Here is a 26,267-nt window from a genome sequence, read left to right as displayed (position 1 = left end):
GCCGATCGACCGAGGGCCGACCGACTCCCGGCGCTCGCGCGTCGCGCCGACGGGCGGCGGGGCGACGGCGGTCCGCCGGCGGTTATTAAGTTCCTCTCGCGCGGTGAGACACGTATGCGAGTGGACCTCGGCAACGCCCTGGAGACGACCCCGGGGCTCACGACGGAGACGCTAGACAGGCTCGACGACCGCGTCGCGGCCGCGCACGAGCGGATCGCGGCCGGGATGGCGGACGACGAGTTCGGGTACGCCGCCCTGACCCTCCCCGAGACCGCGGACCCGGACGCGATCCACGCCGCGGTCGACGGGTTCGACCGGCCGGAGGCGGTGCTGACGGTCGGGATCGGCGGGAGCGCGCTCGGCGCGGCGACGCTGTCGAACGCCCTCGCGAGCGACGTGGACGCCTACGTCCTCGACAACGTCGACCCCGACGACGCGCGGGCGCTGCTCGCCGACCTCCCCCTCGACGACACCGTCGTCAACGTCGTCTCGAAGTCGGGGACGACGGCCGAGACGCTCGCGAACTTCCTCGTCGTCCGCGAGGCGATGGCGGACGCGGGCGTCGACTGGACCGAGCGCACCCTCGTCACGACGGGGGCGTCGGGGAACCTCCGCGAGTTGGCCGACCGCCACGACCTGCCCTCCCTGCCGGTCCCCGACGGCGTCCCGGGCCGCTTCTCCGTCCTCTCGACCGTCGGGCTCGCGGTCGCCGCGCTCCAGGGCCACGACGTGGAGGCCGTCCTCGCAGGCGGCCGCGACGGGATGGACGCGCTCGCGGGGTCGCTGTACGAGTCGCCCGCCTACGCCTACGGGGCGGCGACGTACGCGCTCGCGGAGCGGGGCGCGCTCACCAACGCCGTGATGCCGTACGCCGAGTCGCTGGAGACGTTCGCGGAGTGGTTCGCCCAGCTGTGGGCCGAGAGCCTCGGGAAGGACGGGCTCGGGCAGACGCCCGCGCGCGCGCTGGGCGCGACCGACCAGCACTCCCAGCTCCAGCTGTACCGCGCCGGCCCGCCGGACAAGCTGGTGACGCTCGTGCGCCCGACCGAGCGCGCCGACGCGCCGATCCCGGAGACCGACCTCGACGGGCTCGCGTACCTCGGCGGCTCGTCGCTCGGCGACCTGCTCGACGCGGAGTTCGAGGCGACCGAGGCGAGCCTCGCGGCCGCCGGCGTCCCCAACGTGCGCGTCGAGGTCGACCGCGTCGACGAGCGCGCGCTCGGCGAGCTGCTGTTCGGGATGGAGGCGGCCTGCGTGCTGTACGGCGAGCTCGCGAGCGTCTCGACGTTCACGCAGCCCGCGGTCGAGTGGGGGAAGAAGGCGGCCCGCGGGCTGCTCGGCGGCGGCGACTTCGCGGAGGCCGAGGCGGTCGACGAGAAGCGCGAACTGCGGATCGAGTGAGCCGCGCGCCCGTCCCGGACCGGACGCGCGGCGACCGCCGATCGCCATCCGGTGCGTCTAAGCCTCGGGGTCTCGTACGCCCTCCAATGAGCGACGACGCACCGGGCTCGGAGATCGCCGAGCGAGTGCTCCGAGTCGCGAGCGCGCTGTTCGCGATCGTGTTCGCGCTCCTCGTCGCGAGCGCGATCACCGTCCCGGCGGCGGACCTGGCGGTCTCGATCGGGCTGGTCGCGGAGGGGTCGACCGGCTACCAACTGCTCCGGACGGTGCTCCAGTTCGGCGGGTTCGCGGTCGCGGTCGCCGGGTACCTCGCGATCACGGGCGAGTGGGAGCTCGCCCGCGCGTCCCGGCCCGACGCGCGACAGGCGGCGATCGTCGTCGGCGGCGGAGCCGTCCTCTTCGCGTTCCAGTACGGCGCGCTGTTCGCGCTCGATCAGGTCGGGCTCTCGACCGGACAGAACCAAGCGGTCGTCCCCGCGGGCGACCCGGTCACCTACTACCTCGCGATGATCGCGGTGTCGCTCGCGGTGGTCGGACCGGTCGAGGAGCTGCTGTTCCGCGGCGTCGTCCAAGGGGGCGTCCGGCGCGCGTTCGACGCGGTCCCCGCGGTGCTCATCGCGAGCCTCGCGTTCGGCCTGATCCACCTCCCCTCGGTCTCCGGCACCCCGGCCGAGCGGTGGGCGTACGTGGGCGTCGTCGTCGTGCTCGGGTCCGTCCTCGGCGCGCTCTACGAGTGGACGGACAACGTCGTGGTCCCGGGGCTGGCACACGGCGTGTACAACGCCGCGATCTACGTGGTGCTGCTCGCGCAGGCGCTCTGAGGGCCGGAGCGGCGCGGATCTCGGTTGCCCCCGGCGCGGGTCATTCGTCGGTCGAGCGCTCGGTGACGGCGAGTTCGCCCGAGAGCGACTGCGCCGACGGGGGCGCGATCGCGATCTCCTCCTCGTCGAACCGGCGCTTCACTTCGCGGCGGAAGTCGGACCGGAGGGTCGCCACGTCCCTGTCCCCGGGGTCGTCGACCCACAGCTCGGCCTGGACCGTGACCGCGTTCTCGCCGGGGTCGAGGACGCGCGCGTTCGGCGCCGGCTCGTCGAGGACCGCCTCCGTGTCCGTCGCGACGGAGCGGAGCGCCATGAGCGCCCGCTCGACGTCCTCGTCGTAGGCGACGTACACCGCCTCCGTGATCCGGTAGGTGTCCCGGCCGTAGGGGCGGGTGAGCGCGTTGCTCGTGAGCTCCGTGTTCGGTACCGATATCGTCTCGTTGTCCGGGGTCCGGACCCGCGTCACGCGGAAGTCGACGGCCTCGACGGTCCCCTCCCCGCCGGGCCACGCGATCCAGTCGCCGACGTTGAAGTCGGGGTCGGCCACGAGGAAGATCCCGCTTATCAGCGACCCGAACACCTGCTGGCCGGCGATGCCGAAGACGAAGGTGATCGCCGCGATGACGATCGCCGAGTCGGTGAGGACGCTCCCGTAGCCGGCCGCGATCACGCCCGTCAGCGTTGCGAACCCGATCAGCGCCACCCGGACGTACGTCCTGACCGCCGTCTCGATCGTCGGGTTGTTGCGGTTCCGCGCCCGCACGACGCGGACGACGAACGGCACGACGACGACCTGTCCGAGGGCGTAGACGACCGCGAGCGCGGCGAGGAACCAGAACAGCTCCGAGAGCACGCGGTCGTACGCCGACACCAGTTCCGTCGCCCACCTCGGCAGCGCCGTCAGCCCGGTCATACGCTCGCGTCGCGTCGCACCGGTAAAAACCCCGGACCGCGCGGGAGCCGGGCCGGCGGGTCAGTACCCGTCCTTCCCCCAGCGCAGGTCGTCGTAGGTCGCCTGCTGGTCGCTGCCGAGCCGCTCCTCGAACTTCCGGCGGAGCGCCGCCTTCTCGGTGGCCGAGATCCGGGCCAGCTCGTCGGCCTTCGCGACCGGCTCCGGGGGGCCGCGCGTCGCCGCCACCTCCGCGATCACCTGCCGGGTGAGCCGCTCGCGGGTGGCCGCGTCGCGCGTGAACGCGTACGGCGCCTCCAGCTTGTAGGTCACGTCGGTCCGGGGGTCGTAGACGACCATGAACGTCGGCTCGTACAGCGCCGGGTCGAGCTCGCGCTCGACGCCGAGCGCGTCGCCGTCGGCGGCCATCGGCGCGTCCGCGCCGCCGCGGCTGCGGAACCACGTGGTGAAGGTGAGGTCGTCGTCGAGGCGGGCGCCGCGATCAGCGTCGGGACCGCCGGCGTCGTCGCCGCCCCCGACGCCGGCCGCGTCCGGCTCGCGCCGCTCCAGCAGGCGGGTGAACAGCGCGGTGTCGTCGGGCCACGGGGACTCCACGCCGGCGCTCGCGAGCGCCCGGACCGCGGTGCCGCTCGCGGGGTTCTTGACGAAGCCGGCCAGCGGCACGTCGCGCTCGACGAACCGCTCGACGAGGCGGACGTACTTCTCGACCACCGCGCGGGGCTTCGCCTCGCGGGCGAGCGCGCCCAGCTCCGGGTCGCGGTCGGCCCAGGTGAACAGCTCCTTCGGGTAGACGGGGCCGTCGAGGACGAGGAGCTCGTCGACCTCGTCGGCGTGGTCGAGCGCGTGGGTCCCCTCGGCGAGGTACAGGGCCAGCGCGTGGACGACCCGCTCCGCGTAGCGGTTCACCCGCGGGACGTGGAACACCCGCTGGCGCGTGTGCCCCTCGTCGCGACGGGTCCACTCGCTGTCGAAGCCGGCGGTCGAGTCGCCGGCGTGGACGGTGGCGACGATGGTCCGGTCGCGGTGGAGGTCCAGGTCCGTCGGCGAACTCGCCATCGCCGCGTGCGCCACGTCGACGACGAGCCCGTTCTTGAACGTCGTGGGGTTGATCGTCCCCGAGTCGAGGCCGTGGACCGTCTCGAACGGGCGCGCCGCGAGCGCCACGTCGTCGATGGCGGCGCGCCGGCGCTCGTGGTCGCCGAGCGCCTCGACGACGACCCGGCCGTCGGCGCGGAGCTCCGGGAGCCACTCGCGCCACACGCGCTCCGCGAGGTCGTCGTGGTCCGTCGCGTCCACGTCGCCGCCGATGCCGTACGCGAGCTGGGCGATGTTCTCGACGTGGATCGGATCGAGCGTCACGGGCGTACGGCGGACCGGACCGATATAAAAACCGTCGGCCGCGCCGCCGACGGCGTCGCCCGACCGAGGGCGACGAGCAGACCGGGGGGATGCCGCCCCGTCCGCGAACACGTTCGACTATCGCCGAAGAAGGAGCAAGGGCGGCCGGTAGCTGGTGTCAACTCGATATCACGCTTCGGCTTATTTTCCGGCTTCTCAGAGCCTAAACGACGATATCAGCGATAATAGTTGGAGGCGATGTCCTTTTATGATATACGACAACCAACGGTTATGGCAGAGACTGCGACGGGGGTCGACGCGGGGGGATCGGGCGGGCTGACGGAGAAGGTGCGCGAGGTGCTCCGGTACATTCCGGACGGCACCTCGATGCCGACGGAGATGTGGGCGCCGCGGCATCGCAACATCCTGATCGCGACGCTGGTCCAAGTGCCGTTCCTGATCGCGCTCGGGCTCTACGAGGGGACAGAGTCGTTCACCGGGGCGCAGATCCCGGCGACGCCGCTGTGGATGCTCGGCGGGTTCGTCGCCGTCATCGTCGGCACCGCCGGGCTCGCGGCCTGGTCGGGGCTCGGCCGCCGCCAGCGGACGGTGCTCACGGCGTTCAGCCTGATGACCGTCTCGATGGCGATGGTGAAGCTGTCTGGCGGGTACATCGAGGCGCACTTCAGCTTCTTCGTGTTCATCGGCGTGCTCGCGCTGTACGAGGACTGGCTCCCGTTCGCCGTCGGCGTCGGCTACGTGGCGATCGGCCACGGCGCGTTCAGCCTCATCGATTCGAGCCTCGTCTACAACCACGCCGCAGCGGTCGAGAACCCGATCATCTGGGGCGTCATTCACGCGATCTTCGTCCTCGGGCTCTCCGGCGCGCTGATGGTCAACTGGTACTCGATCGAGAAGTCGCGCGAGGCGGCCCAACAGCAGCTCGAACTGGCGGAACAGAAGCAGTCCGAGATCCAGGACGTCGAGGCCGCGAAGGCCGAGGTCGAGGAGCGCCGCGAGGAGGTCGAGCGCCTGAACAGCCACCTGGAGACGAAGGCCGACGCGTACAGCGCCGCGATGGACCGGGCGGCCGACGGCGACCTGACCGTCCGGCTCGACGCGGAGAGCGAGAGCGAGGCGATGGCCCAGATCGGCGAGGCGTTCAACGGCATGATGGACGACATCGACGACGCGATGGGCGAGGTCCGCTCGTTCGCCCAGGAGGTCTCGACCGCGAGCGCGAACACGGTCGACGGCGTCGAGACCGCGGCCGACCGCAGCGAGGTCGTCAGCCAGTCGGTCTCGGAGATCGCCGAGGGCGCCGACGAGCAGCGCGAGATGCTCCGGCAGGTGTCCGACGAGATGAACGACCTCTCGGCGACGATCGAGGAGGTCGCCTCCTCGACCGAGACCGTCGTGGACGTCGCCGAGCAGACCGCCGACATCGCCGACGACGGCGAGGAGACCGCCGAGGCCGCCATCGAGCGCGTCGAGGAGTCCCGCGAGGCGCTTGACAACGCGGCCGACACCGTCCAGCAGCTCGACGAGCGGATGGAGGACATCGGCGAGATCGTCGACCTCATCGGTGACATCGCCGAGCAGACGAACCTGCTCGCCCTGAACGCGAACATCGAGGCGGCCCGCGCCGGCGGGGGCGGCGGCGGGAGCGACGGCTTCGCGGTCGTCGCCGACGAGGTGAAACAGCTCGCCGAGGAGACCCAGGACGCGGCCACGGAGATCGAGGAGCTGATCGGCGCCACGCAGTCGCAGACCGAGGGGACCGTCGAGGCGGTCCGGAGCGCCGAGGAGAACATCGCCGCCGGCGCCGACGCCGTCGACGACGCCGCGGACGCGTTCGCGCGGGTGTCGGACAACGCCGCGGAGGCCGGCGAGGGGATCCGCGAGATCAGCCGCGCGACCGACGACCAGGCCGCCAGCACGGAGGAGACCGTCTCGATGGCCGAGGAGGTCGCCGACATCAGCCAGTCGACGGCCGACGAGGCCGACGCGGTCGCCGAGGCCGCGGACGAGCAGCTGAACGCGATGAGCGAGGCGACGAGCGAGGCGGGGTCGCTCGCGGAGCAGGCCGAGCGGCTCGGCGCGCTCGTCCGCGAGTTCGACGTCTCCGGCGAGGGGGCCGACCCCGGCGCCGCGCCCGGCCCGAACGTCGCGGTCGGCGACGGCGGACAGCCCGAGTAACGACCACCCGAGACGGGCTCTCCCGCCCGTCAACGACGGCTTCTCACCCGGCGCCGGTCACTCGGCGTCGGACCCCGTGCGAAGCGCTTCGAGGACCGCGAGCGCCCGCTTCACCGCCGCGCCGTCCTCGACGAACACCAGCGTCCGCGGCGGGCGGACCGCCTTCGGTCGGACACGGAGGCCCGCCGCCGCCGCGGCGTCGGCGACCGCGTCCGGGGCCGCGAGCGCCTCGATCCGCGCGCGGTCCGGCTGGACGTACACCTCGGCGACGGGGTCGCCGGCCTCGCGGGCGATCCGGTACGCCAGCGCGCCGTCCGCCGTCGGCTCGACGTCGCGGTCGGCGTCGGCGACCGTCAGCCCGCGGAGCCCGCTCTCGTTGCCGGTCACCTCGGAGGCGAGCAGCTGCGCGATCCGGACGCCGTCGTCGAGGCGGTCGACGACCATCTCACGCGACCTCCGGGTCGTCGGCGTCGGTCGGCTCCCCGGTCCCGTCGTCGCCCGCGTCGGCGGCGAGCTCCTCGCGCACGTCGGCCGCGAGCCGGTCGACCGCGGCGCCCTGCTCGCGGGCGTACAGGACGGCGGCGGCCTCGATGGTGACCGCGAGCGCCCGCTGGCGCTCGTTGATCGCGGCGACCGCGCGCTGCTTCTCGACGCCGGCGGCGACGATGGCGTCGAGCGCGCTCTCGAAGGTGGACTGCTCGCGGAGGACCGACTCGTCGGGGACGAACCCCTCCGGGACCGTCACCTCCGCCGGGTCGAACTGCGGGACGAGGTCGCCGTCCTCGGAGGCTAACAGCCCGCGCCCGACGGCGACGTCGACGAGCCGCTTCGCCTGGTCGGGGGAGAACCACTCCCGCTCCAAGGACAGCGCGACGACGAACTCCCCCTCCCCGAGCCGGTCCTGGGCCCGGGTCTTGAACGGGGCGGCGACGGCGACCTCCAGGCTCATGTGAGACGGACGGCGCGGCGGCCGCGTAAACGTGTCGAACGCGGGGCCGATCGGACGCGCGTCACCGCGTCGCACCCGGGCCGCCGCCGTCCACCCGACGGCCGACGGCGAGCGCGACCGCCGCGCCGGCGAGCACGAGCGCGCCGGCCGCCGCGAACGCGAGCCCGTACCCCATCGCGGCGAGCCAGCCGCCGAGGACGCTCCCGATCCCGCCCGCCAGCGCGCCGAGCGCCGCGTACGCGCCGAGCGCCTCGCCGCGGATCGCCGCCGGCGCGAGGCGCGTGACGATGACGCCGGCGGTGACCGCGATCACCGCCCAGGTGAGCCCGACGGCGGCGAACGCGACCCCGACCGCGACGAAGCCGAGCGCGCTGGCGCCGAGCGCCGCGCCGGCGACCGCGACCAGCGGGAGCAGGACCCCCCGGGCGACCAGCCCGCCCACCTGGAGCCGCACGGCGTTCCCGTCGGCCGCGAGCCGCCCGGCGGCGCCGAACGCGACCGCGGCGGCGACGCTGTTCACCAGGTACAGCGCGAACGTCCCGCCGGAGCCGAACCCGGTCTCGGTGAGGAACGCCGGCAGGGGCGCGAAGAACGCCGAGAAGCCGGTGAGGAACAGGAGCGCGGCGAGGAAGTACGCGGCGAGCGCGGGGGTGAAGCGCGCGGCGACGCGGCGGGGGTCGAGCCCCCGGAAATCGGTCCGCGCGAGCGCCCCGGGCAGCGTCGCGCCGCGGACGGCGAACCGGTCGGCGCGGCGGAGCGCGCGACGCACGCGGCTCCCCGAGGGCAGGTCGACCGGGCCCTCGGCCCCCGCCCGCGGCGGGTCCGCGGGGAGCGACCGCGCGGCGGCGACACAGGAGAGCCCGGCGGCGGCCGCGAGCGGCGCGAACAGCGTTCGGGTGGCGGCGGCCGGGGAGGCGACGGCGGCCCCGCCGACCGTCCACGCGGTCCCGAGGAGCAGCCCGAGCGCCCAGCCGATCCCCTGGTACCGGTTGAGATCGGCGATTCGGTCGCTCCAGGCCGACTCGGGGGCGTCGGCGACGACGAGCAGCGTCACCACGGGCGTCGCGGCCGCGAAGGCGAACCAGACGACGGCGTTGGCCGCGATCACGGCGGCGATCCGCTCCGTGAGCGGGACGACCGCGACGGCGAGCGTCGCGCCGACGAGCGCGACGAGGACGAGCCCGCGGCGGCGGCCGGTGCGGTCGGCGACGCGCCCGAACCACAGCGCCCCCGGGACGCCGACGACGGCGGCGACGGCCGCAAGGACGCCGAGGACGAACGGCCCGCCGCCGAGGTCGACGACGTACAGCGGGACGACGAGCGAGGCGCCCCCGAACGCGACGGAGGCGAGTCCCCACGCGTACAGCCACCGATCTGACATGTGTCGAGTCGGTTGCCCCCGGGACAAAACGGATCCGGTTACGATCCCCTGTTCCGCGACCGCGCGACTCTCAGTCGTCGCCCCCGGTCGCCGCGGCGCTCTCGCCCGCCCCGTCGGCGTCAGCCCGAACCGGATTCACGTCGATCGTGAGGCCGGTCCCGGCCATGACGAGCAGCACGAACGGCGAGAGGAACGCGAACAGGTAGTACGGCGCGTACTCTATGGTCGGGACGCCCGTGGCGCTCGCCATGAAGACGGCCCCGGCGTGCCACGGCATCAGCGCGCCGGTCGGCGTCCCGGCCGCCTCGACCGCGCGGGAGAGCTGGTCGGTGTCGAGGCCGAACTCGTCGTAGGTGTTCCGGAGCGTGACGCCCGGCAGGACGATGCTCATGTACTGCTGGGCCGTGAGGGCGTTGATGACGATGGCCGAGACGCCGGTCCCGGCGACGAGCGCGCCCGGACTCCGCACCGACGAGGTGAACGCGTGGGCGATCACCGCGAGGACGCCGGTGCGTTCCAGGATGCCGCCGAGCGACAGCGCGGCGACGACGACCGTGATCGTCCACGCGGAGCCGGTGAGCCCACCGGTCGCGAGGAGGTCGTTCACCGTCGCCGAGGCCGACTCCGGCGCGGTGCCGTACATGAACGTCTCCCAGGCGGCGACGAAGCCCGCTCCCTGAAGCAGGATCGTCGTGAACGCGCCGGCGAAGACGCCGGCGACGAGGGTCGGCAGCGCGGCGTAGCCGCGCAGCGCCAGCCCGAACGTGACGACGAGCGGGACGAAGGCGACGACGGTGATCGCGTACGTCTCGGTGAGACCGCCCTGGATCGCCGCGATTTCGCCGGCGGGAATGTCGCCGCTCGTGCGGAGGCCGAGCGCCGCGAAGCCGAGGACCGCGAGGCCGAAGGCGATCGCGGTCCCGATCCGCATCCGGCGGATGTGCGCGTACAGGTCGGTGTTGGTGACGCCGGCGGCGAGGTTCGTCGTGTCGGAGAGCGGCGACTGCTTGTCGCCGGCGTACGCGCCCGAGAGGACGGCGCCGACCGTCATCGGTGCGGGGACGCCGAGCCCCGCCCCGATGCCGACGAATGCGACGCCGAGCGTCCCGACGGTGGTCCACGAGGAGCCGATCGCGAACGCGACGATGGCCGCGAGGACCGCGGCCGCCGGGAGGAACGTCGTCGGCGAGAGGACCTCCAGCCCGTAGTACATCATGCTGGGGATCGTGCCGGCGCTGACCCACGTGGCGATCAGCCCGTAGATGGTGAAGATGATGAGGATCGCCTGGAGGCCCATAAGGAGACCGTTGGCGATACCGTCGAACAGGTCGTCCCAGTCGTAGCCGAGCCAGAGGCCGAAGGCGCCGACGAAGGCGATACTCCAGATGAGCGGCGGGTGCGGGTCGAGGCCGAGGACGGCCGAGCCGATTCCGAGGAACGCCACGACGGCGAGGACCGGGACCAGCGCCGCCGCCAGGCTCGGGCGGCGGTCCGGGTCGAGGTCCTCGTACGACGTCGGCGTGAACGAGCGTGCCATGAGCGGTTGTATTTCTCTGAAGCATAAGTATGTCTCGAAATATGAGCGTCAAAGATAACGATCGTTCATCGCAGACGCGGTCCCTCGGCGCCGGCCGCTCCCGCTGTCCACAGGCCCCGCGTCCGCCCGTGTGCCGCCGTGTCGCGGCGGTCCGCGAACGGACGCTCTTATACGCGTCGGCGGTGAAACGCGGGTAACAATGATATTTGAGGGCCTCCCGACGACTCCGCGCGCGGAGGAACTCGTCGACAAGGCGTTCTCGCGGGCGTCGCGGGCCGGGCGCGCGAAGCGCGGCCACGAGGCGCAGGAGTCGATGCTACGGACCGCCGGCAACGTGCTCTCCGACAACTTAGAGAACGTCGTCACCTCGTGGCCCGACTTCGGCTTCGACGTCGACCCGTTCTACTACGAGCTCGCCGACGCCATCGTCGACGTGGACCGCCTCCGCCAGGCGCTCTCGCAGGTGATGTGGGCCAGCCGCCAGATCGAGGACCTCCGCGACGAGTACACGACGAAGATCCGGAACTCCGACGTCGACACCGCGCGGAAACACCGGAAGCAGGCGTTCGCGCGCATGGCCGACGTGATGGACCAGATCGAAGACGACCTGCGCTACATCGGCGACTCGCGGGACCAGCTGAAGGTCCTCCCGGACGTCAGGCCCGACGAGCCCGCCATCGTCGTCGCCGGCTACCCGAACGTCGGGAAGTCCTCGTTCGTCAACCGCGTCACCCGCGCGTCGAACCAGATCGCGGAGTACCCGTTCACCACGAAGGGCGTCCAGATCGGCCACTTCGACCGGAACCACGTCCGGTACCAGATCGTCGACACGCCCGGGCTCCTGGACCGCCCCGAAGACGAGCGCAACGACATCGAGCGGCAGGCGGTGAGCGCCCTCGAACACCTCGCCGACGCCGTCGTCTTCGTCATCGACCCCTCCGGCGACTGCGGCTACCCGCTCGACGTCCAGCTCGAGCTGCGCGAGGAGGTCCGGGAGCTGTTCGGCGCCGACGTGCCGCTGCTCACCGTCGCGAACAAGCACGACCGCTTCGAGGCGGTGAAGGCGGAGTCCGTCGACGCGACGATGAGCGTCACGGAAGAGGAGAACGTCGAGGCCGTCCTCGACATGGCCGTCGAGGCGGTCGGCTTCGAGCCCGACCTCCCCACGCGCGACGGGGAGTAACCGAGCCGCGGTCGGACGGGAAAAGAGCGGTCGCCGCCGGTCAGGCCGGGACGGCCTCGTAGACGACGTTCACCGAGACGCGCACGGTCACGTCGCCGGTCTGGACGCTCGTGGACGCGCCCCCGGCGTCGCCGCCGGCGGCCGCGTAGCGCTCCGCGACGAACGGCGTCGAGCCGGACTGCGCCGTGGAGACGTCGTACACGCCGACCACTTCGAGGTCGCTCGCGTTCGCGAGGACGGCCGCGTCGTCGTCGGCGTTCTCCATCGCCGCCGTGATCGCCTCCTCGCGGAGCTCGCGCTCGCGCTCCTCGCTCAGGCCGAACCGGATCCGCTGGACCTGGTCGGCGCCGGCGTCGATGGCGACGTCGATGACCTCGCCGACGGCGTCGACGTCGCCGACTTCGATCGCGTACTGGTGGACGCCCTCGTAGCGCGTCCGGTTCGGGTCGTCCCGGGTCTCGTAGCTCTCGCGCACGTCGTACCGCTCCGTGCGGATCGCCTCCTCGTCGAGCCCCCAGTCGGTCAGGGCCGCGCGGAGGTCCGCCTCGCCGGCGGCCAGCTCGTCGCGGACCGCCTCGGCGTCGCCGCCGGTCGCGGTGACCGCGACCCGGAGGGTGGCTCGGTCCGGGGCCGACGCCGCCTCGCCGGTGGCCGTCACTTCGATGCTCCGCTCCAGTTGCGCGTCGTCGCCGCCGGTCGGGGTGGCGGTGCCCGCGAACCCCGTACAGCCGGCCAGCGCGACGAGCGCCGCGATGCCGATGAGTGCCGTCAGTCGCCTGTTCATACGCGACCGTTCGCGTCCGGACGACGTATAAGCCGCAGATAACACAAAGAGCCGTTTTGCCTATCGGTCGTCGTCGCGCTCGGCGTCCGCCTCCTCCGCGGCCTCCTCGTCCGCCTCGTCGTGGTCCGCCACGAACGTGTCGTCGAGGTGCGGCTGCTCGTCCTCCGGGCCGTCGTCGTCTGCGGGCGCCCCGTCGTCGGCGTCGGACGCCGCGTCGGCGTCGGCGGACGCCCCGTCGGCGTCGGCGAGGGCGCCGTCCGCGTCGTCTTCCGGGGTCGCGTCCGCGTCGTCACCGGCGTCCGCCTCGTGGTCCTCGATCGACCGCACGTCGGTCCCTTCAGACCGCTCCGGGTCGCGCTCGACGCCGCGCGACAGGTCGGTGGCCCGGCGACCGGAGCCGAACAGGCGCTCGCGCAGCGACCGGCTGCTCGGCCGCTCGGTGAGCAGCACGGAGGCATCGACTTCGTGGATCACGTCGAGGTGGAGGGAGTTCGAGACGAGCCGCGAGAGCAGGCCCTTCTCCGTGGCGCCGATGATGACGAGCGTCTTGTCGGCGGCGGCCCGGCAGATCCCGTCCTCCACGTCGCCGCCGTCGTCGACGACGAGATCGGCGTCGCCGAGCCCGTGTTCGTCGGCCCACGACGCGAGGAACGCCTCGCCGCGCGCCCTGTCGCCCGGGTCGTCGACGACGTGGAGCAGCGTCACCTCGGCGTCGGTCGTCTCGGCGAGCACCCGCGCCACCTCGGCGCTGAGCGCCGAGTCGGGCCCCCCGGAGGTCGGGATGAGGATCCGCGAGGTGTCCAGCTCGTGCTCGTTGAGAATGAGGAAGTCACAGGGGAGCTGGTTGGTGAGCTCGTCGATCGGCCGCTCGGCGCGGGCGGCGCTCCACAGCTGGTCGTCGCCCCAGCCCATCAGCACGGCGTCGGGGCGGGTCCGGCGCGCCATGTTGAACATCTCCTCGAACGAGCGGTGCGAGACGACCGTCGAGGTCGACACGTCCACGTCGTAGTCGGCCGCGGTCGACCGGAGGTTCCCCATCCCCTCGGCGGAGACGTCCGCGATGCGACGCCCGGCGTCGCCGGAGGACAGCGACATGCGCTCGGGCGCCTGGACGACGTGGACGATGTGCACCACGCCCTCTTCGTGGCTGCTCGCGAGCCGCGCCGCCAGCTCGACGATCGGACTGTCGGTCCGGGGGTTCGTGATCGGCACCATGATCCGGTACCCCTCGCCCGCGAACAGCGTCGCCTCGGTGGCGTCTAGGATGGGGACGTACGACCGCCCCGCCGCCCGGCCGAACACCCACTCGGGGACGGTGAGGCGTCGGCTCACGCCTTCGAAGCGCGCCTCTTCGAGGCGCTCCTCGCTGGTCTGGAAGTAGTTGACGAGCGTGACCAGCACGACCCCGCCGATCGTGTTCCCGAGCAGCACGGGGATCACGAAGCCGACGATACCGGTGTAGAGGCTGATCTCGGCGCCGTACAGCGGGATGCCGTCCTCGAAGAACAGGAAGAGGACTTCGGTGAAGGAGACGACCACGTGGAAGAGGTCGCCGAGCGGGATCGCGAGGAACGCGAGGTAGACGACGAGCATCCGGCTCACGGAGTCGGTGGAGGCGAAGCCGACCCAGACGACGCCGGCGACGATGAGCCCGGCCATCGCGGCCTTGAAGAACAGCGGGACGAACTCGACCGTGAACCCGCCCTGCGAGATGTACCGCGCCGCGTCGACGGTCTCGCCCGTGAAGACGCCGCCGTACGAGAGGACGAGCGCCCCGATCGCGCCGCCGACGAAGTTGCCCGCTAAGACGATCGACCAGTGGCGCAGCAGGGTCGGAACGCTCGCGAGCCGTTCGAGCGTGAGCGCCACCGGCGGTAGCGTGTTCTCGGTGTACAGCTGGTAGCCGCCGATGATGATGTAGATGAACCCGAGCGGGTACAGCAGCACGCTCAAGATCGGGTGCGAGTCGGTCGCCGCCGTCAGCGACGCGTACAGCATGAACGTGATCGTGATCGCCAGCCCGGCGGCGAGGCCGCTGAAGAAGAGCTCGCGGCTCCCCGAGGTCACCTCCTCGTCCGCGGCCGCGATGATCCGCTGGAACACCTCGTCGGAGGAGAACCGGTCCCTGACGGCCTCGCCGACCGCGGGCGCGCCGCTCCGGGACCGCTCGACGACCTCCCGCATGGAATCGTCGTCGGGTTCGGTTGCGTCCGTCACTGCCGACTCCCACGGTACCCCCGTAAAAAGTAGTTCCTCTTCGGCTCACGTCGACGAAATTCCGGCGCGGACTCGGCGGGACGGCTCAGGCCCGCTCGACGGTCACCGTGCGGACCTCGACGCCGACCTCGCGGCCGAGGACGGACTCGATCCGGTCGTCGAGCGCCGGTGCCGTCCCCGCGGCGGCGCTGCCGGGCGGGACGCCCACGGTGACCACCACCCGATCGGTTTCGAGCGGCGGGACGGTGCCGCTGCGCTCGACCGTCAGTTCGAGGAGTTCGAACTCCGAATCGATCGCGGTCAGCTCGTCGCTCGCGGCGGCCCGGATGTCCGCCTCCGTGGTCGAGGCGACGTACGAGTCGTAGGTGACGCCGCCGAGGAACACCGAGAGCAGCGCGATCGCGGCCGCCAGCACCGCGGCGCGCTTGAGGAACGCGGCGCGCGCGTCGTCCTCGCGGAACCACCGCTGCGGCCGGTAGCCCTCGTACCACAGCACCACGAGCGCGGAGAGGTTGATCGAGAGGACGTTCACCGCGACGATGATCCCCGCCCCGAGGACGAGCCGCGGGATCCGGAAGGCGATCCCGATCCCGACGGCAGCCGCGGGCGGGATGAGCGCCACCGCGATCATCACGCCGACGAGCGTCGCCGAGACGCCGGTCATCAGCGAGACGATGCCCGCGACCCCGGCGCCGACCGCGACGACCAACACGAGGACGTTCGGCGCGAGCCGCTCGGACACCTCCGCGAGCTCCAGCGGGTCGAGTCCGGGCGGCACTAAGGCGAGCGAGCGCAGCGCGAGCGCGAACAATGTCGCCGCGAGGACCGCGACCGCGACGCCGAGTACCTGCATCCGCACGCCCCGCCGGAACAGCGCCTCGTCGTCGACGACCGTGCCGATCGCGGCCGACATCGCCGGCCCGATGAGCGGCGCGATCACCATCGATCCGACCACGGTCGCGGGGGAGTCGAGGAGCAGCCCCGCCGTGGCGATCACCGCCGAGATGACGGTCATCAGCACGTAGGTTCCCAGCCCGGACGCGAGGTCGTCCGCCTTCGCCTGGAGCTCTTCGCGCGAGATCCGGTCGCCGCCGTGGTCGGCGTCTTCCTCGTACTGCTCTTCGAGCGCCTCGAACCGCCGCGAGATGACCGTCTCGGCCGCGACGATGACGGTGTAGGTGCTCTCGTCGATCCCCGCCTCCCGCAGCCGGTCGAGGACGGGTTCGACGGCGGCCGTCGGCAGCGGGAACGTCGCGACCGCGGTGTACTCCCGGCCGCTCGTCTCGTCGGTGACGACGTAGTCGACCCCCTCGTCGTCGAGCGCGCGGACGACCGCCGCCCGCTTGCCCGCCGGAATCATGACCTGAACGAGTCGCACGGTCTCCGGTGGCACCGGCGACCCTTATACTATCGGCACGCCGCGGGCGCCCCGGCCACGAGAAACGGAACTTTAATGCGCGAATCGCTCGGACCTTCGGCCAAGAATGCTCTCGCCGCTGGTCATCGACACGTTCCTGCTCGACTACCACCTCGGGCACATCATCCTGTTCGGGCTCCTCGTGTCGCTCCTGGGGGCTGCGCCGCTGAAGTCACAGAAGGTCATCGCGTCGATCCTGGCCGTCTTCGGGGTCGTCTTCCTGATGGCGCCGTACACGACGATGCCGCCGACGTTCATCCTCCTCGGCGTCCCGCTCGTCCTCGTCGGCGCGCTGCTGTGGACGATGGCCCGGTAACGCCGCGGACCGACCGCCGACCGCCCCGCCCGCTCGAACCGCCCGCGACGCCGCCTTCTCCCGTCTCTCTCCGCCCGACAGCGACCGATTCGGTCCCCGTCTCGCTATCTGTTCGATCCCGCTCCTTTTTGCCCCGCGGGGGACACTCCCCGCCATGGTAACGGTACGGGCCCCCGCGACGAGCGCGAACCTCGGGAGCGGCTTCGACGTGTTCGGGGCGGCCCTCTCGCGGCCGGCGGACGTCGTCACGGTCGAGAAGGCGGCCGAGACGACGATCGAGGTCACGGGCGTCGGCGCGCAGTACATCCCGGAGGACCCGGAGAAGAACACCGTCGGCGCGGTCGTCGAGGCGCTCGACGCGCCCGCGCGGATCCACATCGACAAGGGCGTGCGCCCGGCCTCGGGGCTCGGCTCCTCGGCCGCGAGCGCCGCCGGCGCGGCGGTGGCGCTCAACCGGCTGTACGACCGTGGACTCTCCCGGAAGGAGCTCGTCCCGATCGCGGCGGAGGGCGAGGCGGTCGTCTCCGGGGTCGCGCACGCGGACAACGTCGCCCCCTCGATCCTCGGCGGGTTCACCGTGACGACCGCCGAGGGGACCAGTTCGGTGGACGCGGCGATCCCCCTCGTCGTCTGTCTCCCCGACGTGGCGGTCTCGACCCGCGACGCGCGCCGGGTGGTCCCCGAGAGCGCCTCGATGGAGGACCTCGTGGCGACCGTCGGCAACGCGGCGACGCTCGCGATCGGCATGTGCCGCTCGGACCCGGCCCTCGTCGGGGCCGGCATGAGCGACCCCGTGGTCACGCCCGAACGCGCCCGCCTTATCACCGGGTACGACGATGTCCGCGAGCGCGCCTTCGACGCCGGCGCGACCGGCGTCACGGTCAGCGGCGCCGGCCCCGCCGTGATCGCCGCCTGCCGCGAGCGCGACCGCCGCGACGTCGCGGCCGCGATGCTTGACGCCTTCGCCGGCGCTGGGGTCGAAGCGCGCGCGTACCAGACCCGGATCGGACGCGGCACGACGTTCCTCGACGGCTGACTCGGGGTGAAACGGCGCGGAGCGTCGCGCGCCGACCGCTCCGCCGACACTCCGGTACGCTGACGCCCGTCATCGTCACCGAAAGGGGTATATATACGCAGAAAGCTAGGATTAGACGAGTCTAACAATTGGATGTGGTTAGTGATATGATATCCGACGCGGACGGCGGACGGTCGGTGACGCGACGCGACGCGCTTCGCATCGGCGGCGCGACGGCCCTGGCCGGGGCGGCCGGGTGTACGGCGCTCCCGAGCGCGCCGGTCGGGTTGGGGCGCGCCGAGGGCGACGACGGCGGGCCGGTCGCCGTCGCCTCCTTCTTCAGCTTCTACGACTTCGGGCGGAAGGTCGCCGAGGGGACCCCGCTGACCGTCGAGAACCTCGTTCCGACGGGGCTTCACGGCCACGGTTGGGAGCCGAACGCGAGCATCACGCGGCGGATCGTCGAGGCGGACGCGTTCGTCCACGTCGGCGAGGACTTCCAACCGTGGGCCGACCGCGCCATCCGGACGGTCGAGGCCGACGGGACAGACACCGCGCTGATAAACGCCCGCGAGGGCATCGACCTGGTGGACCTCGCGGCGTCGCTCGACCGCGACGAGGAGGGAGTTGGCGCCCAGCGCGGGAAGGACCCGCACTTCTGGTTGGACCCGCTTCGCGCGAAGCGGTCGGTCGACAACATCGCCGAGGGGTTCGTCGACCTCGTCCCGGACCACGCCGAGACGATCCGCGAGAACGCGGCCCGGTACAAAAGCGAGGTGCTCGACCGCATCGACGCCGACTACGAGGCGATATTCGAGCGGTCGGACCGCGACGTGGTCCAGCTGGCCGCGCACAACGCCTTCCAGTACATCGGCGTGCGGTACGGCGTCCGGATGCGCCCGCTCGTCACGAGCCTCGCGGCGAGCGGCGACGTCAAGCCCGCGGACATCCGCGAGGCGACGCGCGTGATCCGCGAGAACGACATCCGGTACATCGCGAACGGCGTCTTCGAGTCGCAGCGCCCGGCCCAGCAGCTCGTCCGCGAGACCGCCGTCGAGGCGTACTTCCCGGTCACGCCGTACGCCGGGATCCGCGAGGAGTGGCTCGCGGAGGACTGGGGGTACGAGGAGATCGCGTACAACATCAACATGCCGACGTTCGAGATCGTCTTAGGTAACGAGACGCCCGAGGCCGCGGCGCCGACGGACGGGTGGGTCGAACAGTGGCGGAACTTCGAGCCGGTATGAGCGCGGACGACGCGGACCGGGCGGCGGTCGCCGAGCGCGCCGACAGCTCGGCCGAGGCCGACGCCACCGGGGCGGCGGAGTCGGTGATCGACCTCGCCGGCGTCACGTTCGGCTACACGGCGACGCCCGTCGTCGAGGACGTGTCGCTGACGGTCGAGTCCGGCGAGTACGTGGCCGTCGTCGGACCGAACGGCTCCGGTAAGTCGACGCTGATGCGGCTCATGCTCGGGCTGCTCGGGCCCGACGCGGGGACGGCCCGGCTGTTCGGCGAGGACGCGGCGCGGTTCGACGACGGCGAGCGGATCGGCTACGTCGCCCAGCAGGCCAGCGCGGCCCAGGACATGCCGATCACCGTCCGCGAGGTGGTGAAGATGGGCCGGTTCCCGTACCTCGGGCTCGACCGGCTGGCCGACGGCGCGCTCGCCGACGGGCTGGCCGACGACCCCGTCCGCACGGCGCGGTGGGCCGCGAACGTCGTCTCGGGCCGGCTCACGGCCGCCGACTGGGCGGTCGTCGACGACGCGCTCGCGACCGTCGGGATGAGCGCGTTCGCCGACCGGCGCGTCGGGCGGCTCTCCGGCGGCCAGCGCCAGCGGGTGTTCATCGCCCGGGCGCTGGCGGGCGAGGCCGACCTGCTCGTCTTAGACGAGCCGACCGTCGGCGTCGACGCCGAGTCCGTCGACGCGTTCTACGACCTGCTCGACGCGCTCAACGACGCGGGCATCACCGTGGTCCTCATCGAGCACGACCTCGGCGCGGTCGTCGAGCACGCCGACCGCGTCGTCTGTCTCAACCGCGAGGTGTACTTCGACGGCCCGACCGAGGAGTTCGTCGAGAGCGACGCCCTGGCGCGGGCGTTCGGGACCGAGGCGCGCTTCCTCACCGGGGGTGCCGAATGAACGACCCGCTGACCGCCGCGCTCGCCGCGTGGCTCCTCGCCGCGGTCGACCAGTCGCTGCCCCTCGCCGCGGGCGCGCAGCCGGGGGCGCTCGCGTTACAGGGCGGCCTCGCCGGCGTCGGGGAGGCCCTCTTCGCCGCCCTCCGCTGGGTGCTGGCGCAGTGGTACTGGCTGATGGACTGGGCGTACTACCTCTCCGGCCTGGAGATGTTGAACCCGCGCTACCGGTACATGCACCGGGCGGTGCTCGTCGGGCTCTGCGTGGGCGTGATGGCGCCGCTCATCGGCACCTTCCTCGTCCACCGCCAGCTCGCGCTGATCGGGGACGCGCTGGCGCACACGGCGTTCGCCGGGGTCGCGGTCGGGCTCTTCCTCAACGCCGTCATCGACCTCGGGGTGTCGCCGTACCTCACCGCGGTCGTCGTGGCGATGATCGCCGCGCTGTTCATCGAGCTCATCTCCGAGACGACCGACGCGTACAACGACGTCTCGATGGCGATCGTCCTCTCGACGGGGTTCGCGCTGGGGACGACGCTCATCAGCCTCAACGCGGGCGGGCTCGCGGTCGGGGTGAACCAGTTCCTCTTCGGGAGCCTCTCGACGGTGTCGCCCCAGAGCGCGGGGATCCTGCTCGTGCTGTTCGTCGTCATCGTCGGCACGGTCGCGGTGACCCGCAACCAGCTCCTGTACGTGACCTTCGACGAGACCGCGGCCGCCGTCTCCGGCATCTCCGTCAACTGGTACAACCGCGTGATGGTGATGCTGACGGCGATGGTCGTCGTCGGCGCGATGCAGATCATGGGCGTCATCCTCGTGGCGGCGATGCTCGTCGTGCCCGTCGCGGGCGCGACGCAGGTGTCCCGCAGCTTCACCGAGTCGCTCGTCGTCTCGGTCGTCTTAGCGGAGCTCGCGGTCCTCCTCGGCATCGGCGTCGCCTACTACGGCGGCGTCACCGCCGGCGGGGTGATCGTGCTCGTCGCCGTGGGGATCTACGTCTGCGCGGTGGTCGTCGGGAAGGTCCAGTCCGCCCGCGGCGGGCGGGAGGTCCCCGAGATGGAGAGCATCGAGACCGACGACGCGGCCGCGGACGCCGGAACGGGGGGTGACCGACCGTGACGGGCGACGAGGACGGGGCCGACGCGGGCAGCGGGAACGGAACGGCCGGGGGACGCGAGGCCGGCGCAGACGGCTCCGGGCCGCGGGCGTCGTCGGACGTCATCAGCGCGGTCATGGAGGACTACATCAAATCGATCTACGCCATCGAGCGCGACACCGGGGAGCGGGTGTCGACCTCCGCCCTCGCCGACTACCTCGAGGTCACCGCGCCGACCGTCTCCTCGATGGTGAAGAAGCTCGAAGAGCGGGGGCTCGTCGACCGCGAGGAGTACAAGGGCGTGACGCTCACCGAGGAGGGCGAGGTCGTCGCGTTAGAGATCCTCCGGCACCACCGGCTCTTGGAGGCGTTCCTGACCGAGCAGCTCGACTACAGCTGGGTCGACGTCCACGACGAGGCCGACAGGCTCGAACACCACGTCTCCGAGAAGCTGAGCGACCGCATCGCCGAGGCGCTCGGCAACCCGCCGGTCGACCCGCACGGCGACCCCATCCCCGACGCCGACCTCTCGCTGCCGACGGCGGGCGACACCGTCCGACTGGTCGACGCCGACGAGGGCGACCGCGTCGTCGTCCGCCGGATCCGCCACCAGGGCGACGCCGAGTTGCGCTACCTCTCCGACGCCGGCGTCCGCCCGGAGGTCGAGCTCGCCGTCGTGGACGTGGCGCCGTTCGGGATGGTGACCGTCGAGACGCCGACGGACGACCAGAGCCTCCCCGAGGAGATAGCGCGACTCATCGAGGTCGAGCCCGTGGACGGCGCGAGCGACGGCTCCTGACGCTCGTGCGAGGTGGGGACGGACCGAACGCGAGGTAAGGACGGGCCGGACGCGAGGTCGGGACGGGGCCGGACACCGCCGTCGGCGCGGCTCAGTCGCGCTGAACGAACGGGCCCGAGCAGTCGTACTCGATCAGCTCGAACCGGTTCGCGGCCTCGACCGTCCCGTTGTAGGGGTTCGTCCGCTCGTACCCCTGATAGATAGTCACGTTCTCCACGGCCGTCTCGTGGGTGCGGTTCCACTCCCCGCAGAGGTAGTTCGCGAGGTACGAGCGGTGGTTCTCGTTGTCGGCGCCGTAGACGTTCTTCAGGTACTTCCGCCAGCGCGAGGTCGGATAGGTGGTCTCGGCGCGCGCCGGTCTGTCGAAGGTGACCGGGGCGTCGCGGAACACGTCCCGCTCGCTCCCGTCTTCGAGCGTGCCCGCCGCGACGTACCAGCGCGTCGTGTGGATCGGGTCGGGCGCGAACATCTGCCACGACTGGTCCATCTCGGCGGCGTCTAAGGCCTCGTCGGCGGGCTCCGGCACCTCGGCGTAGCCGACCGACGCCGCGCTCGACAAGAGGATCAACACGAGGAAGACGTACGGCAGGACCGTCGTGAAGAGGACGCGCCCGCGGGCGAGGCCCGCGCCGAGGTCGCTGCGACGGAGGGAATCGAGGCGTTCAGACGCGGCCGGGCGCGGGAGCGACGGGCCGGCGGAGAGCGCGGTCCGCGCGAGCGACTCGGAGCGGGCCTTCCAGCGCGCGAGCGGCGCCGACAGGTTCAGGCGGTCGGCTACCCGACCGAGGGCGTCCCAGACGGGCGTCTGGAGGAACGGGATGAAGCCGACGACGACGATTATCGGGAAGAGGCCGACCCGTATCGTGACCGCCATCCCGAGGTGCATGCCGACGAACAGCGAGGCGAGGCCGGCGCGCGGGAGCCCGGTCAACAGGAGCAACAGCGGCGACGCGAACAGCAGCGCGACCCACAGGACCGTGAACACGCGCAGGAGGCCGGTGAACTCGGCGAGGTACGCGCCGAGCAGGTAGGTGAACTGGTCGGCCTGCATGACGTACGCGACCGCCTCCCCGCTCATCCAGGGCTCGCTCGCGAATTTGTGGACGGCGTTCGTCAGGTACATCACGAGGATCTGTAGCAGGACCGCCATCGTGGCGACGCTCGCCACGGCGGTCCCGCCCGAACTCAGTGACCGGGAGTCCTCGTCGCCGCCGGCCTCGCGGTCGGCGCGCCTGACGGCGTCGACCGACCAGCGCGCGCCGAGCGGGAGGAAGACGCTCCAGAACAGCAGCATGCGGAGCAGGGTGTCGCCCGAGTTCAGCACCATCGGGTTGCGGGCGTGAAGCGAGACCAGCAGCAGCCACGAGGCGATCGTCGCGAGCCGCGTCCGGTACCCGACGGCCAGCGAGAGGGCGAGGACGCCCGCGAGCGCGAACAGCAGGCCGACGGCCCACGGCTCGCCGGAGAGCGCGTGGAGCGAGTTGTTCGTCGCGTAGTCGGAGGCGAACGCCCGGAGCGGCAGCACGCCGGCGTCGGTGTAGAAGGCGGTGAACGAGCGCGAGCGGAGGAGCAGGTCGACGATCAACAGGGTTCCGAGCCCGATCCGGAACGCCGCCAGCGCGCGGCGGTCGACCGAGACGCGCGCGGCGACGGCGTCCCCGAGGCGTCGGACGGCCGCCGAGAGCCGCGACCGGGCGGTCGAGTCGGAAGGGGTTCCAGCCATGGTCTTGCGGTCCAACTTGTTGGTGACGACGAGGAACGCGTATAAGTTTTCCGTGCGACGGCACCGTCATCGCCTCGCGACGCCGGAGCGAGCGCCGCCCGCACCGGAATCCTGAACTGCGGCGGCCGCGTAGGTCCGCCAGGCAATGGACGAGGACATCCCGGACGACGCCGCCGTCGTGCTCTTCGACGGCGTCTGTAACCTCTGTAGCGGGTTCGTACAGTTCGTCCTCCCCCGCGACCCGGAGGGGAAGTACCGGTTCGCCTCGCTCCAGTCCGACGTGGGGCGGTCGCTGCTGGCGGAACACGACCTCGCGACCGACGAGCTGGACTCGGTCGTCCTGATCGAGGACGGCGAGAGCTACGTGAAGTCGGCGGCGATCATCCGGATCGCGACCGGGCTCGGCGGGGCATACCGGCTGCTGTCCCCGTTCCGGTTCGTGCCGCGAGCGGTCCGGGACCGCGCGTACGACTTCGTCGCCGACAACCGGTACCGCTGGTTCGGGAAGAAGGACCGGTGTATGATGCCCCCGGGCGACGCCGAGTCGCGGTTCTTAGAGTGAGCGGCGGTCCGACGGCGAGCGATAGCCACGTCCGGGCGCTCCTCACTCCGCGTCGCGCCGCTCGTAGGTGACGAACGCGAGGTCGCCGTCGGTCTCACGGTCGCGCTCGGCCCACGCGTCGGCGTCCCACTCCGGGAAGCGGGTGTCGCCGTCCGGGCGCTCCGGGATCTCGGTGATGACCATCCGGTCGGCGCGGTCGAGGTAGGCCGCGTAGACGGTCGCGCCCCCGATGACGTAGACGGCGTCGACCCCCCGCTCGGCGGCGTCCGCGGTCGCTCGCGCGAGCGCAGACTCGATATCGTGCGCGACGACCGCGCCGTCGGCGAGGTCGGCGTCGCCGATCGAACGGGTCGTCAACACGACGTTCGTCCGGTCGGGGAGCGGCCCGCCGATCCGCTCGGCGATGCGCTCGTACGTCTTCCGGCCGACGATCACCGGGTGGCCGGTCGTGAGCCGCTTGAAGTGCGCGAGGTCGGCGGGGTAGTGCCACGGCATCCCGCCGCCGTCGCCGATCACGCCGTTGTCCGCGACGGCGGCGACGAGGACCACGTCTGGGTCGGCGTCGCGCGCCGATTCGAGCGTGTCGGCGTCGCCCTCCGACCCGGGCGCGTCAGCGTCCGCCATCACTCCGCGACCGCGAACGAGATGCCGTCCGCGGAGTCGTAGTCGACCACCGAGACGTCCTCGTAGGCGAGCTCGTCGAGGGGCTTGTCCGCGATCTCGATCCGCGGTCGGTCGCGCGGCGTCCGCGAGAGCTGTTCGAGGAGGCCCGGGACGTGGTCGTACCCCTCCTGACCGTTGGGCTCGTCCGGCGCGGTCCGCTCGACCCAGCTTTTCACGTCGAGGTACCCCTCCTTGCTCTCGACGTTCGCGAGCCGCTCTTGGACGTACCGGAGGTTGTTCGCGTACCACTTCCCGCGGTCGCCGCGGCCGCAGTAGACGTGCGCGTCGACGACGGTGTGGCCGAACTCGCCGACCTCGAAGCCGGTCCGCTGGGCTAAGGCGTTCGCGAGCAGCGCGTACGCGGCGATGTTGAACGGGACGCCGAGCGCGATGTCGCCCGAGCGCTGCGTGAGGTGGAGGTTGAGCCGGCCGTCCTGGACGTTCACGACGAAGGTGTAGTGACACGGCGGCAGCGTGGAGACGGCGGCGTTCGCCGGGTGCCACGCGTTCACGACCATCCGGCGCGAGTGGGGACTCTCCTCCAGCGTGTCGAGGACGTACTGGATCTGGTCGAAGGTCCGTCGCGTCGTCCCGTCGGCGTCCTCCTCGACGGTGACCCAGCGGTGCGCGTCGTCCGGCCACGTCTCGCCCGGGAGCGCGGCGTCGTCCTCCGGGACCGGGTAACGGCGCCAGAACCGACCGTACGCGGTGTCCAGCTTCCCCTCCTCGTCGGCCCACGCGTCCCAGATCTTCGTCTCCTTGCGGAGGTTCCGGATGTGCTCTTCCCCGGAGAGGTACCACAACACCTCGTGGATCAGCGAGTTCCACCGGTAGCCGTCCATCTTCTTCGTGGTCAGGAGCGGGAACCCCTCCGCGAGGTCGACGGTGTACTGCCCGCTGAACGTCGCGATGGTGTCGACGCCGGTTCGGTTCGGTTTGTACGTGCCGGACGAGAGCGCGTCGTCGACGAGGTCGAGGTACTGTTGCATGGTGGATTCTCCGCGCCGGGACTGTGGCGGTCGCCGGCGCGGACTGTTATCGACTCGTGTGCGGCGGGGAAAGTAAGCGCTTGGTTCCCGGAGTTCGCCGGGGGGTCACCGGTACCGCTCGGGGAGGTACGGGTCGAGCGACGACGGGAGCAGCGGGATCACGGCCGCCGCCATCTCGGCGAGCCGCCGGCGGAGCACGGTGTACACGACCGCGACGGCCAGCGTCCCGATCACGACCGCGCGGAGCGGGGGGTCGACCAGCACGAGCAGCGGGACCGAGAGCCCGACGGAGAGGGCGAGGTCCTCGACGGCCCCGTCGTACCGGACGCCGCGCCGCGGCGCGACCCACGTCTCGCGGTAGTGGTCGTACACGGCGCGGTCGGAGTTCCCCTCCCACGGGCGGAGCTCCAGGCCGCCGCCGTACATGTCGGCGACGCTGTGGAGCGCCGCGCCGAGGAAGAAGAGCGCGACGGCGACGGTGAGCGCCGACGGCGCGACCGCGGCCGCGACGAGCGCCGGGACGGAGAGGACCGAGTAGTAGACGGGGTAGTGGAGGGTCCGCCGGTGGCCGGTGTACATGTCGAGGTCGGGGACGAGCCCGCCGAGGAACCCGGCGACCAGTCCCACCGGCGCCAGTTCCGGCGCGACGCGCACCAGCGGGGCCGCGAGCAGCATCCCCGCCAGCACGTGGGTCGGAAGCATCATCGTGACAAAAATCAGGCGACAGAAATATATGAACGTGTCGGCGCGGCGGTCTCGGGCCCGCACCCGCGTCGACGGCCGCCTCGGCCACCGCAGCCGTCGTTTCGCGGTCCGTTTATATCC

The 26,267-nt window shown here is 71.9% G+C and carries 24 protein-coding genes; 11 read left to right on the top strand and 13 right to left on the bottom strand.

The genetic code is table 11. The features are described 5' to 3' along the window. Positions 1-114 precede the first annotated feature (114 nt). The gene (locus HPS36_RS10805) at positions 115-1,401 is read left to right on the top strand and encodes a glucose-6-phosphate isomerase (protein WP_173230141.1); all 1,287 of its coding nucleotides are present in this window, start codon (positions 115-117) and stop codon (positions 1,399-1,401) included. A gap of 86 nt (positions 1,402-1,487) precedes the next feature. Then, positions 1,488-2,222: a CPBP family intramembrane glutamic endopeptidase gene (locus HPS36_RS10800; RefSeq protein WP_137715812.1), complete on the top strand. Its 735-nt coding sequence runs from the start codon at positions 1,488-1,490 to the stop codon at positions 2,220-2,222. Positions 2,223-2,262: 40 nt separating this feature from the next. Here HPS36_RS10800 and HPS36_RS10795 read toward each other — a convergent pair whose 3' ends face one another. Both HPS36_RS10795 and HPS36_RS10790 read right to left on the bottom strand, forming a co-directional pair. Continuing rightward, a complete protein-coding gene (locus HPS36_RS10795) occupies positions 2,263-3,135 on the bottom strand; it encodes a mechanosensitive ion channel family protein (RefSeq protein WP_173230140.1) in 873 nt (290 codons plus the stop codon). 60 nt (positions 3,136-3,195) lie between these two features. Continuing rightward, positions 3,196-4,491, bottom strand: coding sequence for a DNA double-strand break repair nuclease NurA (locus tag HPS36_RS10790; protein WP_173230139.1), 1,296 nt, complete (start codon positions 4,489-4,491; stop codon positions 3,196-3,198). 270 nt (positions 4,492-4,761) lie between these two features. Between HPS36_RS10790 and HPS36_RS10785 the strand changes: the two genes are divergently transcribed. Next, positions 4,762-6,669, top strand: a complete 1,908-nt coding sequence (locus tag HPS36_RS10785; protein ID WP_173230138.1) for a methyl-accepting chemotaxis protein — start codon at positions 4,762-4,764, stop codon at positions 6,667-6,669. Between the two features lie 57 nt (positions 6,670-6,726). Here the strand turns inward: HPS36_RS10785 and HPS36_RS10780 are convergent, their stop codons facing one another. The 4 genes from HPS36_RS10780 to arcD form a co-directional block, all read right to left on the bottom strand. Continuing rightward, positions 6,727-7,113: a hypothetical protein gene (locus HPS36_RS10780; protein ID WP_173230137.1), complete on the bottom strand. Its 387-nt coding sequence runs from the start codon at positions 7,111-7,113 to the stop codon at positions 6,727-6,729. Between the two features lies 1 nt (position 7,114). Beyond that, positions 7,115-7,618: a DUF2240 family protein gene (locus HPS36_RS10775; RefSeq protein WP_173230136.1), complete on the bottom strand. Its 504-nt coding sequence runs from the start codon at positions 7,616-7,618 to the stop codon at positions 7,115-7,117. Positions 7,619-7,679: 61 nt separating this feature from the next. Then, positions 7,680-9,122, bottom strand: a complete 1,443-nt coding sequence (locus tag HPS36_RS10770; protein ID WP_343203863.1) for an MFS transporter — start codon at positions 9,120-9,122, stop codon at positions 7,680-7,682. Beyond that, positions 9,070-10,536, bottom strand: a complete 1,467-nt coding sequence (arcD, locus tag HPS36_RS10765; protein WP_173230135.1) for an arginine/ornithine antiporter ArcD — start codon at positions 10,534-10,536, stop codon at positions 9,070-9,072. Before arcD ends, HPS36_RS10770 begins: the two co-directional genes overlap by 53 nt. Positions 10,537-10,735: 199 nt before the next feature. Here arcD and HPS36_RS10760 point away from each other — a divergent pair, with 199 nt between their 5' ends. Next, entirely contained in the window at positions 10,736-11,719 is a 984-nt protein-coding gene (locus tag HPS36_RS10760; RefSeq protein WP_173230134.1) for an NOG1 family protein, read from the top strand. Between the two features lie 40 nt (positions 11,720-11,759). On the opposite strand, the gene HPS36_RS10755 is transcribed toward HPS36_RS10760, so the two are convergent. The 3 genes from HPS36_RS10755 to HPS36_RS10745 all read right to left on the bottom strand — a co-directional run bounded on the left by HPS36_RS10755 (position 11,760) and on the right by HPS36_RS10745 (position 16,080). Beyond that, entirely contained in the window at positions 11,760-12,503 is a 744-nt protein-coding gene (locus HPS36_RS10755; protein ID WP_173230133.1) for an SIMPL domain-containing protein, read from the bottom strand. A gap of 60 nt (positions 12,504-12,563) precedes the next feature. Beyond that, a complete protein-coding gene (locus HPS36_RS10750; RefSeq protein WP_173230132.1) occupies positions 12,564-14,720 on the bottom strand; it encodes a formate/nitrite transporter family protein in 2,157 nt (718 codons plus the stop codon). An 85-nt stretch (positions 14,721-14,805) separates the two neighbouring features. Next, a complete protein-coding gene (locus HPS36_RS10745; RefSeq protein WP_173230814.1) occupies positions 14,806-16,080 on the bottom strand; it encodes a TIGR00341 family protein in 1,275 nt (424 codons plus the stop codon). Positions 16,081-16,204: 124 nt separating this feature from the next. Here HPS36_RS10745 and HPS36_RS10740 point away from each other — a divergent pair, with 124 nt between their 5' ends. From HPS36_RS10740 to HPS36_RS10715, 6 genes are all read left to right on the top strand, one after another. Then, a complete protein-coding gene (locus HPS36_RS10740; protein ID WP_053771008.1) occupies positions 16,205-16,453 on the top strand; it encodes a hypothetical protein in 249 nt (82 codons plus the stop codon). A 154-nt stretch (positions 16,454-16,607) separates the two neighbouring features. Continuing rightward, positions 16,608-17,489, top strand: coding sequence for a homoserine kinase (locus tag HPS36_RS10735; protein ID WP_137717401.1), 882 nt, complete (start codon positions 16,608-16,610; stop codon positions 17,487-17,489). 176 nt (positions 17,490-17,665) lie between these two features. Next, entirely contained in the window at positions 17,666-18,715 is a 1,050-nt protein-coding gene (locus HPS36_RS10730; protein ID WP_173230813.1) for a metal ABC transporter substrate-binding protein, read from the top strand. Further along, on the top strand, positions 18,712-19,614 hold the full coding sequence (locus tag HPS36_RS10725) for a metal ABC transporter ATP-binding protein (protein WP_173230131.1): 903 nt from the start codon (positions 18,712-18,714) through the stop codon (positions 19,612-19,614). The genes HPS36_RS10730 and HPS36_RS10725 overlap by 4 nt, the downstream gene beginning before the upstream one ends. Beyond that, positions 19,611-20,729, top strand: a complete 1,119-nt coding sequence (locus tag HPS36_RS10720; protein ID WP_173230130.1) for a metal ABC transporter permease — start codon at positions 19,611-19,613, stop codon at positions 20,727-20,729. The genes HPS36_RS10725 and HPS36_RS10720 overlap by 4 nt, the downstream gene beginning before the upstream one ends. After that, positions 20,726-21,505, top strand: coding sequence for a metal-dependent transcriptional regulator (locus HPS36_RS10715; RefSeq protein ID WP_394353763.1), 780 nt, complete (start codon positions 20,726-20,728; stop codon positions 21,503-21,505). The genes HPS36_RS10720 and HPS36_RS10715 overlap by 4 nt, the downstream gene beginning before the upstream one ends. A 91-nt stretch (positions 21,506-21,596) precedes the next feature. Here the strand turns inward: HPS36_RS10715 and HPS36_RS10710 are convergent, their stop codons facing one another. Continuing rightward, positions 21,597-23,228: an HTTM domain-containing protein gene (locus tag HPS36_RS10710; RefSeq protein WP_173230811.1), complete on the bottom strand. Its 1,632-nt coding sequence runs from the start codon at positions 23,226-23,228 to the stop codon at positions 21,597-21,599. A 145-nt stretch (positions 23,229-23,373) separates the two neighbouring features. Between HPS36_RS10710 and HPS36_RS10705 the strand changes: the two genes are divergently transcribed. Then, the gene (locus tag HPS36_RS10705) at positions 23,374-23,790 is read left to right on the top strand and encodes a thiol-disulfide oxidoreductase DCC family protein (protein WP_053771002.1); all 417 of its coding nucleotides are present in this window, start codon (positions 23,374-23,376) and stop codon (positions 23,788-23,790) included. Positions 23,791-23,832: 42 nt separating this feature from the next. Here HPS36_RS10705 and HPS36_RS10700 read toward each other — a convergent pair whose 3' ends face one another. The 3 genes from HPS36_RS10700 to HPS36_RS10690 all read right to left on the bottom strand — a co-directional run bounded on the left by HPS36_RS10700 (position 23,833) and on the right by HPS36_RS10690 (position 26,144). Next, positions 23,833-24,414: a dihydrofolate reductase gene (locus tag HPS36_RS10700; RefSeq protein ID WP_173230129.1), complete on the bottom strand. Its 582-nt coding sequence runs from the start codon at positions 24,412-24,414 to the stop codon at positions 23,833-23,835. Next, a complete protein-coding gene (gene thyA / locus HPS36_RS10695; protein WP_173230128.1) occupies positions 24,414-25,442 on the bottom strand; it encodes a thymidylate synthase in 1,029 nt (342 codons plus the stop codon). The genes HPS36_RS10700 and thyA overlap by 1 nt, the downstream gene beginning before the upstream one ends. A 105-nt stretch (positions 25,443-25,547) precedes the next feature. Further along, complete coding sequence (locus HPS36_RS10690; protein WP_173230810.1) at positions 25,548-26,144, bottom strand: metal-dependent hydrolase; 597 nt, start codon at positions 26,142-26,144, stop codon at positions 25,548-25,550. Positions 26,145-26,267 lie beyond the last annotated feature (123 nt).

The organism is Halorubrum salinarum, assembly GCF_013267195.1.
GTDB classification, from domain to species: Archaea; Halobacteriota; Halobacteria; order Halobacteriales; family Haloferacaceae; genus Halorubrum; species Halorubrum salinarum.
The sequence above is the reverse complement of the archived record's forward strand: the minus strand, read 5'-3'. Positions and strand labels throughout refer to the sequence as shown.

Excerpts from the sequence above, each read along its gene's own strand:
- HPS36_RS10760 (WP_173230134.1), top strand. The coding sequence starts at position 10,736 with ATGATATTTGAGGGCCTCCCGACGACTCCGCGCGCGGAGGAACTCGTC.
- HPS36_RS10795 (WP_173230140.1), bottom strand. The coding sequence starts at position 3,135 with ATGACCGGGCTGACGGCGCTGCCGAGGTGGGCGACGGAACTGGTGTCG.
- HPS36_RS10785 (WP_173230138.1), top strand. The coding sequence starts at position 4,762 with ATGGCAGAGACTGCGACGGGGGTCGACGCGGGGGGATCGGGCGGGCTG.
- HPS36_RS10780 (WP_173230137.1), bottom strand. The coding sequence starts at position 7,113 with ATGGTCGTCGACCGCCTCGACGACGGCGTCCGGATCGCGCAGCTGCTC.
- HPS36_RS10690 (WP_173230810.1), bottom strand. The coding sequence starts at position 26,144 with ATGCTTCCGACCCACGTGCTGGCGGGGATGCTGCTCGCGGCCCCGCTG.
- thyA (WP_173230128.1), bottom strand. The coding sequence starts at position 25,442 with ATGCAACAGTACCTCGACCTCGTCGACGACGCGCTCTCGTCCGGCACG.
- HPS36_RS10805 (WP_173230141.1), top strand. The coding sequence starts at position 115 with ATGCGAGTGGACCTCGGCAACGCCCTGGAGACGACCCCGGGGCTCACG.
- HPS36_RS10740 (WP_053771008.1), top strand. The coding sequence starts at position 16,205 with ATGCTCTCGCCGCTGGTCATCGACACGTTCCTGCTCGACTACCACCTC.
- HPS36_RS10710 (WP_173230811.1), bottom strand. The coding sequence starts at position 23,228 with ATGGCTGGAACCCCTTCCGACTCGACCGCCCGGTCGCGGCTCTCGGCG.
- HPS36_RS10800 (WP_137715812.1), top strand. The coding sequence starts at position 1,488 with ATGAGCGACGACGCACCGGGCTCGGAGATCGCCGAGCGAGTGCTCCGA.
- HPS36_RS10775 (WP_173230136.1), bottom strand. The coding sequence starts at position 7,618 with ATGAGCCTGGAGGTCGCCGTCGCCGCCCCGTTCAAGACCCGGGCCCAG.
- HPS36_RS10700 (WP_173230129.1), bottom strand. The coding sequence starts at position 24,414 with ATGGCGGACGCTGACGCGCCCGGGTCGGAGGGCGACGCCGACACGCTC.
- HPS36_RS10735 (WP_137717401.1), top strand. The coding sequence starts at position 16,608 with ATGGTAACGGTACGGGCCCCCGCGACGAGCGCGAACCTCGGGAGCGGC.
- HPS36_RS10725 (WP_173230131.1), top strand. The coding sequence starts at position 18,712 with ATGAGCGCGGACGACGCGGACCGGGCGGCGGTCGCCGAGCGCGCCGAC.
- HPS36_RS10720 (WP_173230130.1), top strand. The coding sequence starts at position 19,611 with ATGAACGACCCGCTGACCGCCGCGCTCGCCGCGTGGCTCCTCGCCGCG.
- HPS36_RS10705 (WP_053771002.1), top strand. The coding sequence starts at position 23,374 with ATGGACGAGGACATCCCGGACGACGCCGCCGTCGTGCTCTTCGACGGC.
- HPS36_RS10755 (WP_173230133.1), bottom strand. The coding sequence starts at position 12,503 with ATGAACAGGCGACTGACGGCACTCATCGGCATCGCGGCGCTCGTCGCG.
- HPS36_RS10745 (WP_173230814.1), bottom strand. The coding sequence starts at position 16,080 with ATGATTCCGGCGGGCAAGCGGGCGGCGGTCGTCCGCGCGCTCGACGAC.
- arcD (WP_173230135.1), bottom strand. The coding sequence starts at position 10,536 with ATGGCACGCTCGTTCACGCCGACGTCGTACGAGGACCTCGACCCGGAC.